The sequence below is a fragment of the Phenylobacterium sp. genome (assembly GCF_016793285.1).
GTDB lineage: Bacteria > Pseudomonadota > Alphaproteobacteria > Caulobacterales > Caulobacteraceae > Phenylobacterium.
In genome coordinates this window covers 1-9,709 of the sequence record NZ_JAEUMO010000098.1, presented here as the reverse complement: position 1 = coordinate 9,709, position 9,709 = coordinate 1, and the positions used below count along the sequence as shown (strand labels likewise).

Genomic DNA, 9,709 nt, shown 5'->3' with positions numbered 1-9,709 from the left:
GTTGCTGCGTTGCAGCATCAGATTGCGACGAACGGTCCGGTTTCCGCAGCGCCTCTCCGCATGTCGCGTGTGCAGCGCACAATCCGTCCCCGTGCGCGCGAAAAATGACGCCGTGGGGAAAGCTTCTGCCCCTTGACGCTTCGACATGGGGTTGCCAAAGGGTCGGGCCGCTTGTCTTACAAAGCGGTAAGACTTTGGGTTCCCTCCGTGGGAGTTCAAGGCCGTCCGAACCAACAAACGCCAATCCCTGCGACAGTCGGGGGCCGCGTTGCCAAGGGTCCGGGCGCAGCGATAGCGCCTCTGGCGTTCTGGGCCGCGGAAGTGGTTTGGTCGCCGGGCTTAACTTTAACTAGGGTGGAGACGCTCTCGCGCGACGACCCTCCGGCCAATCGTGCTAGACCAACCAGGAACTGGCGACAGATGCTCGACAACAAACTGAAGATGACCTTTTCCGCTCTCCTCGGCGCCGTGGCGCTGAGCATGAGCGCGCCGGCGTTCGCTCAGGACGCCGCCGCCCCGGCCGCGCCTGCCGCCGACGCCGCTGCCGCTCCGGCCGCCGACGCCGCCGCTCCGGCCGCCGCCCCGGCCGCGGCGCCCGCCGCTGCTGAATCGAGCGACCCGCCGACCATGAAGAACGCGGGCAAGCTCAACGTCGGCACCATGTTCATGGACGCCGACCCGGTCGTGAAGGTGATCATGATCGGCCTGGCTCTCGCCTCGGTGCTGAGCTGGACCATCCTCGTCACCAAGATCCTCGAGTTCAACGCCCTCAACAAGGTGTCGGACGGCTTCGTGGAAAGCTTCCGCGGCGCCAAGTCGATCAACGACATGAGCCGGATCGCTCTCTCGGAAGAGTATGACGGCAACCCGCTGGCCGACATGGCCGCCGCGGCCGCCCAGGAGATCGAGCTCTCGCGTCAGGCGGGCCTTTCGATCGCCGGCGAGCACCGCGACACCACCATCGACCGCGCCCAGCATGCGGTGAGCGCCGTGCAAGCGGCTCTGGCCCGTCGCCTCTCGGGCGGCATGCAGTATCTGGCGTCGGTGGGTTCGAACGGCCCGTTCATCGGTCTGTTCGGCACCGTCTACGGGATCATGAACTCGTTCATCGGCATCGCGAACACCAACACGACCAACCTGGCCGTCGTCGCCCCCGGCATCGCCGAAGCGCTTCTCGCCACCGGTCTCGGCCTGTTCGCCGCCATCCCCTCGGTTATCTTCTACAACTACTTCCAGACCCGCATCTCCTCGTACGGTGCGCGCTCGGAAGGGTTCGTGGCCGAGCTGATGAACGCGATCTCCCGCCAGCTCGACAAGGGGGTCTGATCTAGATGGCCGCCAAACTCTCGAGCGGAGGGGGCGGACGCTATCAGGAAGACCAGAACGCCGAGATCAATGTCACGCCCTTCGTGGATGTGATGCTCGTCCTTCTGATCATCTTCATGGTGGCCGCGCCGCTGGCGAGCGTGACCGTCAAGGTCCAGCTTCCGCCTGCGGTCGCGCCGCCCGGCACCAACCCTCCCAAGCCGGTCTACATCTCGATCCAACCGAACGGGAGCATCTTCATTCAGGACTTCCGGACCGATCTTGCGACGCTCGGCGACGACCTGCGCAAGAACCTGGGGAACACGCGTAACCCTGAGAAGGAACGCATCTTCATCCGGGCGGACAAGGACGTCCTGTACGGGGACTTCATGGGCGTCATGAACATGCTGCAGGATAATAATTTCTACAGCGTGGCCCTCGTCGGCGAAGACAAGTGAGTGGGGTGAAGCATGTCTGACACTCACCACGAAGCTCTGACCCGACATAACCCGTTCGACGATCCGAAGCCCAAGCGCCGCCCGGGGACCGTCATTGCGCTGGTCCTCGCGGTCGTGGTCCACGGCGCGCTCGGCGTCTACCTGTGGAAGTCGCGGTTCGATCCGAAGTACAAGGAGTACTCGGACGAGGTGACGGACGTGGCCCTCATCAAGCCCGTTCCGCCGCCGCCTCCGCCGCCTCCGCCGCCGCCGCCGCCGCCGAACACGCCGCCGCCGCCGCCGCCGAAGCTGCAGCCGCGCCCGCCGGTCGCTGTCCCGGACATGCCGTCGATCCCGCCGCTGCCGGTTCCGCCGGTCGAGCGCCGGATCGAGGAGCCTCGTCCGCCGGCTGCGCCGCCGCCGGAACCGCCGCGCCCGTCGGTCATCACCAACCCGGACTGGCAGCGTCGTCCCTCTGCCGAGGATATGGCGCGCTACTATCCGGACCGCGCCCAGCGGATGGAGGTGGAAGGCCGCGCGACGCTCAGTTGCACGGTGAACGCCCGTGGCACGCTCGAAGGCTGCTCCGTCACTGCGGAGGAGCCGGGCGACATGGGCTTCGGCGACGCCGCGATGAAGATGTCCAAGCTCTTCAAGATGCGGCCGCAGACCAAGGACGGCCAGCCCGTCGACGGGGGCTCGGTGCGGATCCCGATCCGCTTCACCCTGCCGAAGGGTTGATCCGAAAGGGTCCGCTCCAGGAACAAGGCCCCGGTCGCTCACGCGGCCGGGGCTTTTTCTCTGCGCGCATGGTCACGCCGGAGGGCGCCACGTAAGAAGCATCCGTGACTGATCGTATGGCCCCGATGGCAAGCGAGCCGGCGGCGGGCGGGACGCGCCGCCGCGACCGCCTGTTCCTGGGCGTCTTCCTGCTGGTCGGGGCGGCGATCGCGCTGGTGGACGCGCTGAGCGTGGCCGACGACCGGGCCGAGGCTGGGCGCCCCATCGGACTGTGGGAGCCGCTGGTCTGGGAGGCGTCCAGCATCCTGGCCCTCGTCGCGCTGGCGCCCCTCGTGATGGCGCTGACCCGTCGCGTGCAGCCGCTGGTCGCGCCCTGGCCGCGGCTCGCAGCGGTCCACCTGGCCGCGGCGCTGGCCTTTTCGCTGGTCCATGTGACCGCGATGGGCGCGGTGCGGGCGATGGTCTACGCCGCGGTGGGCGGCGCCTACCCGGCGTTCGGGCCGCTGCGCGACTTCCCCTACGAGTTCCGCAAGGACCTGCTGATCTACCTCGGCCTCGTCGGGCTGTACGCCATCTGGCTGCGGCTGTGGCAGAGCCCGCCGCCGGCAGGTGCGGGCGAGACCCCTCAGGCCATCGAGATCCGCGACGGCGCGCGCCGCCACTTCGTGCCGCTGAGCGAGGTCGCCTTCATCGAGGCCGCGGGCAACTACGTCGAGCTCCACCGTGGCGCGACGCCGATCCTCCATCGCGCGCCGCTGTCGTCGCTGGAGCGCCAGCTTGCCGGCGCGGGCTTCGTGCGCATCCACCGCTCGCGCCTGGTCCGGCGCGCGGCAGTGAGCGAGGTCGAATCCAGGCCCTCGGGCGACTTCGTGGTGCGCCTCGCCGACGGCCGCGAACTCATGGGCTCGCGCCGCTACCGAAAGCCGCTGCTGGACCCGGCTTGATCGGAGCCTCCGCCACGACTATTACAGCCCGCTCGCGATGACGCGCCGCCCTAGCTCAGTTGGTTAGAGCGCCAGATTGTGGCTCTGGAGGTCTCCCGTTCGATCCGGGAGGGCGGTACCATCGCTGGGCGGCGAGGCCGGGGCGGCCGGGCCGCACCTCCGTTCGCCCACCATGGCCCCTCCGGTCCTGGCGCCGCAGGGCGCAGACGCCGCCGCGGCGCCCGCGCGTCGCCGGTCCCCCAGCGTCACCCTTGCAGCCTGCGCCGCGGAGTCTAACGTGTGTTTGACTGACCGCGCCCAAAGAGGCGGCGAAGGGGAGAGAAACATGATCAAGACGCGCCTGACCGAGATGTTCGGGATCGAGACCCCGCTCGTCATGGGCGGCATGACCGGGGTGGGCTACGCGCCGCTGGTGGCCGCCGTGGCCAACGCCGGGGCCCTGGGCTTCATCACCGCGCACCACAGCCAGTCCGCCGAAGAGCTGCACGCCGAGATCAAGCGCTGCAAGGATCTGACCGACAAGCCGTTCGGCGTGAACCTCACCCTGCTGCCGTCGCTGAACCCGATCCCCTACGACGAATACCGGCAGGCGATCATCGAGAGCGGCATCAAGATCGTCGAGACCGCCGGCCGCGCGCCGGTCGACCACCTGCCGGCCTTCAAGGAGGCGGGGGTGAAGGTGATCCACAAATGCACCTCGGTCCGTCACTCCGTCTCGGCCGTGAAGTACGGCTGCGACGTGATCTCGATCGACGGCTTCGAGTGCGCCGGCCACCCCGGCGAGGACGACATCGGCCTCATCGTGCTGCTGCCGGCGACCGTGGACGCGGTGGCCCCGGTGCCGGTGATCGCCTCGGGCGGCATGGCCGACGGCCGCAGCCTGGCGGCCGCCCTGGCCCTGGGCGCCGACGGCGTCAACATGGGCACGCGCTTCATGGCCACCCAGGAATGCGCCATCCATGAGAACGTGAAGCGGAAGATCGTCGAGAACACCGAGCGCGACACGCTGCTGACCAACCGCACGTTGCGCAACACCAGCCGCGTGGCCCGCAACGCCATTTCGGAAGAGGTGGTGAAGATCCAGACGGATCCGACCAAGACCATCGACGACGTCCGCCACCTGGTGGCCGGCGTGCGCGGCCGCACCAACGTGCTGGGCCAGGGCGACACCGACGGCGGCATCTGGACCGTCGGCCAGAGCCAGGGCCTGATCCACGACATCCCGACCTGCAAGGACATGGTGGCCGCCATCATGCGCCAGGCCGAAGACGTCCTGGCCAGGAACGCCCAGCGGCTCGGCGTGCCGGCCTGAAGCCCGGGGCGGGCGCGTTCGCTCAACCCACGAGCGCGCTTGCCAAGCCTCGCCGTTAGAGCTGTAGTTCCGTCCTGGGGGACGGGGGCGCGACCGTAACAGCGCATCCCGCGAGTGCAGGGGTGTCGCGTGCCGGTCGTCACGACCTTCGAGTCGGTGCTTTCGGGCCTGAGCTGGAACGGGATCGGCGTCGCCGGTCGACCGGCCTTCGTCAGCTACTCCTTCGACACGTCGCCGAACCCCGGGTACGCCCTCGTCTATTCCGGCGCCTTCCTCGGCAGCTTCCAGGCGCTCACGGCGCCGGAGCAGGATGTGGCGCGCCAGGCGCTCAAGGCCTGGGGCGACGCCAGCGGCCTCACGTTCCTCGAGGTCCCCGCCGGCCAGGGCGACATCCGCTTCGGCATCTACGACTTCCGCTTCGGTCCGGAGTCGATCGAGGACAGCCTGGCGTTCGCCTTCAATCCGTTCGTCTTCAACTTCCCCGACGGGGCGTTCGAGGACGACTTCGGCGGCGACATCTTCATCGACCTCGGGCAGGCGACGTTCGACACCCTGGTCCATGAGATCGGCCACGCCATCGGGCTGAAGCACCCGTTCGAGGAGCAGCCGACGCTCGACCCGACGCTCGACGACCTCGCGCATACGGTGATGACCTACAATCCGGCGGGCGGCCCGGCGACGGCGCTGGGTTCGCTCGACATCCTGGCGGCGCAATACCTCTACGGACCCGCGAGCGCGGACGGGACGCAGGCGGCGAGCTGGAGCTGGGACAGCGCCCGCCTGCTGCTGAGCCAGAGCGGCGGGATCGGCGCCGACACGCTCGCCGGCATCGCGGTGGCCGACCGCATCGCGGCGGGCGCGGGCGACGACTACGTCATGTCGCGGGGCGGCGCCGACCAGCTCGACGGCGGCGACGGCGCGGACACCATGGCCGGCGGGGACGGCGCCGACACGCTCCTCGGTGCGGCGGGCAACGACGTCCTGGACGGCGACCCGGGCGACGACAGCCTGATGGGCGGCGAAGGCGACGACGACCTCTGGGGCATGGAAGGCGCCGACGTGCTGGACGGCGAGGGCGGGTCCGACACCCTCAGCGGCGGCTCCGGGGTCAATCGCCTCAGCGGCGGTCCGGGCAACGACGTGATCGTGGTGGTCGACGGCCGCAGCATCGTCGACGGCGGCGACGGCTACGACGAGCTCTGGCTCTCGCCCCTGTCCTCCGCCAGCGCGGTGCTCAGCTACGCCAGCCTGACGGCGGGCGGCGGCAGCTTCACGGGCATCGAGGCGGTGGTGATGTTCGGCGACGCCAACGCCGACACGCTGCAGGGCGGCGCCATGCCCGACGTCCTGGTCGGCGCCGCGGGCGCGGACTCGCTCTCCGGCGGCGCCTCCGACGACGAACTGTTCGGCGACACGGGCGCGGACACGCTCTCCGGCGGCGAGGGCTCGGACTACCTGGAAGGCTGGAGCGGCGACGACTGGCTCATCCCCGGCGGCGGCAACGACATCATCTGGGGCGCCAGCGGCGTCGACACGGTCGATTTCTCCGGCGAGCTGGAAGGCGTCGACGTCACGATCAACGCCAACCGTTCCGTCGGCGGCGCGATCGAGCAGATGTTCGACGTCGAGAACATCGTCGGCACCCCCTACAGCGACAACATCATCGGCGATGCGAACGGCAACCGCCTGTTCGGCGGCGGCGGCGCCGACACCGTCAACGGGCGTGACGGCGCCAACTATCTGCGCGGCGACGACGGCAACGACAGCATCGTCGGCGGCGCCGGCTTCGACGACATCAACGGCAACGTGGGCGACGACACCGGCTCGGGCGGCCTGGGCGACGACTGGGTCGTGGGCGGCAAGGACCAGGACCGCCTCTCAGGCGACGAGGGGAACGACCTCGTCTACGGCAACCTCGGCGCAGACACCTGCGAGGGCGGAAGCGGGAACGACACGATCCGGGGCGGCCAGCAGGACGACGTCCTCGTGGGCGGCGCCGGCGACGACTACGTCTCGGGCGACAAGGACAACGACACCGTCACGGGCGGCGAGGGGGCCGACATCTTCCACACCTTCGGAGACGCCGGGATCGACCGCGTCACCGATTTCAGCATCGCCCAGGGCGACCGCGTCATGCTCGATCCCGGCACGCAGTACACGGTGAGCCAGGTGGGCGCGGACACCGTCATCGCCATGAACGGCGGCGGCCAGATGATCCTGGTCGGCGTCGCCATGTCGAGCCTCACCGGCAACTGGATCTTCGGCGCCTAGGGCCTTCGCCGGGAACAGGCCCGTCGGCCTCCCGGCCGGACCGAGCCAAGGGCCGAATGGTCGGGCTTCGCCCTGCCATGGGCGTCGAAACGGTGCTAGCGAGGGCCATGGCGCGAGCAAGCGGACAGACGGGCGGAACCTTGCGCGGCCGCCGCCCGAAGGGGCAGGGGCCGGATTTGCGCGAGGCGATCCTCGACGCCGCCGAGGGACTCTTCTCCCGCCACGGCTTCTATGGCGTGACCGTGCGCCAGGTGGCCACGGAGGCCGGCGTCGACACGGCGCTCATCCACTACTACTTCGGCGCAAAGCGCGAGCTCTTCGACAGCGTCTTCGCGCGCCGCGCCGACGTGCTGAACGATATCCGGGTCGAGGCCCTTCGCGCCTACGAGACGGGTCACGCCGGCGCGATGACGCCCGAGGGCGTGATCGAGGCCTTCATCGACCCGCTGGTCGAACTCTCCCTGACCAACGACGAGGGCTGGAAGAACTACTTCCGCCTCGTGGCGCTCGTGAACAACACGCCCGCCTGGGGCGGCGAGACCATGCACAGGTTCTTCGACCCGGTGGTCCACCAGCTCATCGAGACCCTCAAGGGCGCCTGCCCTGGCGCGGCGGCGCGCGACCTCTACTGGGGCTATCAGTTCCTCACCGGGGCGATGATGCTGACCCTCTCCGAGACCGGCCGCATCGACCAGCTCTCGAATGGCCTCTGCCGTTCGACAGACCTCGCCGCCGTGCGCGCCCGCCTCTACGCCTGGTGCGCCGCCGGACTGTCGGAGATCGTCCGCCGCCGGGCCTGATAACGGCGGTGCAGCATGGCGGCCGCGCGGCGCTAACTTCCCGTAACGGCAGGGAATGGCGGGCGCGAAAGAGAAATTCACCGATATGTGAAATTAAAGCTTGCGTGCAGTGCAGCAAGAGCGCATAAGGGTCCTGCCCTTTTGGGCGTTTCCTCCCTATGAACTCGCCGCGCCCCCGGGCGCGGCTTTTTTTTCGGCCTTCCGCGGCGTTGACAGCGGCGCGGTCCCGTACCGATGCTGCGAAGACAGAGGCGGCGACGGGCCACCCCAGGGGGGCCGTGGAAAACCAGGGCCGCCCGGGAGGATGCCTTGGCCGACGACGTCAAGCCCGCGGCGGCGCCGCGCCCGATCCGTGGGCCCCAGCCGCTGCCCCCGTCCGCACAGGCGCAGGCGCACTACGACGCCATCAAGGCCCGCTTCGCCGAGGCGCGCGACCTGCGCCTGGGCTACCGCCCCCAAGGCACGGCCCAGTTCACGTCCGACCTCACCGGGCCGCTCGCGAGATACGCCGTCGACCCGTACTCGGCCGAGGCGGAGGCCCGCGCGCCGCTCAGCGACCACGTCGAGGTGCTGTTCATCGGCGGCGGCTTCTCGGCCCTGCTGACCGCCGCCCGGCTGCGCGAGCGGGGCGTGGGGAGCATCCGCATCGTCGAACGGGGCGGGGACGTGGGCGGCACGTGGTACTGGAACCGCTACCCTGGCGCGGCGTGCGACGTGCCGGCGGTCGACTACCTGCCGCTGCTGGACGAGATGGGCTATCTGCCGGCCCGCTTCTACGCGCCCGGCCCCGAGATCTTCGCCCACTGCCAGGCGATCGCACGACGCTACGACCTCTACGACCTGGCGGTCTTCCACACGACGATCACGTCCACCGTCTGGGACGACGCGGCGAAGGTCTGGCGGCTCTCCACGGACCGCGGCGACGAACTGACCGCGAGGTTCGTGATCTGCGCGAACGGCACGCTTTCGAAGCCGAAGCTGTCGAAGATCGCCGGCATGGAGACCTTCGCCGGCCATTCCTTCCATTCGTCCCGCTGGGATTTCGCCTACACCGGCCACGAGCTGGAGAAGCTCTCCGACAAGGTCGTGGGCGTGATCGGCACCGGCGCCTCGGCTGTCCAGATCGTCCCGCGCCTCGCGAAGACGGCGAAGGAACTCTACGTCTTCCAGCGCACCCCCAGCGCCATCGACTTCCGCAACGACCGGCCGACCGATCCCGAATGGGCCGCCCGCCTTCAGCCGGGCTGGCAGCAGGCCCGGCGCATGAAGCACCTGCGCGGCCGTCCGCTGACGCCCGAGCAGGAAGCCGAGCGCGCCAGTCTCTCCCGCGACGAGAAGATCCGTCGCCAGGAAAACGCCAACATCGACCACATGATGCGCATCCACCGTCGGATCGAGGAGGTGGTCGAAGACCCCTCGACGGCCGAGGCGCTGAAGCCCTGGTACATGTTCATGTGCAAGCGGCCGTGCTTCGACGACGAGTACCTGCCGGCCTACAACCGCCCGAACGTCCACCTGGTCGACACTCAGGGGCAGGGGATCACCGAGATCGGCCCACAGGGACCGACGTTCGAGGGCCGGGCCTACCCGCTGGACCTGCTGATCTACGCCACCGGCTTCGAGGTGCAGAAGACCGGCATCTACAACCGGATCGTGGGGAAGGGCGGCGTCGACCTGAACCAGCTCTACGACGCGAACGGCATCCGCACGCTGCTGGGCGTCCACACGGCGGGCTTTCCGAACCTGTTCATCATGGGCGGGTATCAGGCCAGCTTCCAGTTCAACCTGACCTTCATGCTCCAGACCCAGGGCGATCACATCGCCGAGTGCATCAAGCTGGCCCGCGACAAGGGATGCGCCACCATCGACGTGACGCCCGAGACCGAGGAATGGTGGGTC

At 69.2% G+C, this 9,709-nt stretch carries 8 protein-coding genes and 1 tRNA gene; all 9 read left to right on the top strand.

The features are described from left to right. Positions 1-420 precede the first annotated feature (420 nt). Positions 421-1,326, top strand: a complete 906-nt coding sequence (exbB, locus tag JNL41_RS10205; RefSeq protein ID WP_293474589.1) for a tonB-system energizer ExbB — start codon at positions 421-423, stop codon at positions 1,324-1,326. Between the two features lie 5 nt (positions 1,327-1,331). Beyond that, positions 1,332-1,763 carry a biopolymer transporter ExbD gene (locus JNL41_RS10200; RefSeq protein ID WP_293474588.1) on the top strand — a complete coding sequence of 144 codons (432 nt, stop codon included), beginning with the start codon at positions 1,332-1,334 and terminating at the stop codon, positions 1,761-1,763. A gap of 12 nt (positions 1,764-1,775) precedes the next feature. Next, entirely contained in the window at positions 1,776-2,483 is a 708-nt protein-coding gene (locus tag JNL41_RS10195) for an energy transducer TonB (RefSeq protein WP_293474586.1), read from the top strand. Between the two features lie 104 nt (positions 2,484-2,587). After that, positions 2,588-3,427, top strand: coding sequence for a LytTR family DNA-binding domain-containing protein (locus JNL41_RS10190; protein WP_293474584.1), 840 nt, complete (start codon positions 2,588-2,590; stop codon positions 3,425-3,427). A 44-nt stretch (positions 3,428-3,471) separates the two neighbouring features. Beyond that, positions 3,472-3,548, top strand: a tRNA-His gene (locus JNL41_RS10185). A gap of 204 nt (positions 3,549-3,752) precedes the next feature. Then, positions 3,753-4,739 (top strand): nitronate monooxygenase family protein, encoded by a 987-nt coding sequence (locus JNL41_RS10180; RefSeq protein ID WP_293474582.1) that lies wholly within the window; start codon positions 3,753-3,755, stop codon positions 4,737-4,739. 129 nt (positions 4,740-4,868) lie between these two features. Continuing rightward, positions 4,869-7,010: a matrixin family metalloprotease gene (locus JNL41_RS10175; RefSeq protein ID WP_293474580.1), complete on the top strand. Its 2,142-nt coding sequence runs from the start codon at positions 4,869-4,871 to the stop codon at positions 7,008-7,010. Positions 7,011-7,117: 107 nt separating this feature from the next. After that, positions 7,118-7,810 carry a TetR/AcrR family transcriptional regulator gene (locus tag JNL41_RS10170; protein WP_293474578.1) on the top strand — a complete coding sequence of 231 codons (693 nt, stop codon included), beginning with the start codon at positions 7,118-7,120 and terminating at the stop codon, positions 7,808-7,810. Positions 7,811-8,119: 309 nt separating this feature from the next. Then, positions 8,120-9,709: NAD(P)/FAD-dependent oxidoreductase (locus JNL41_RS10165; RefSeq protein ID WP_293474576.1), on the top strand; the 1,590-nt coding region annotated here is incomplete at its 3' end.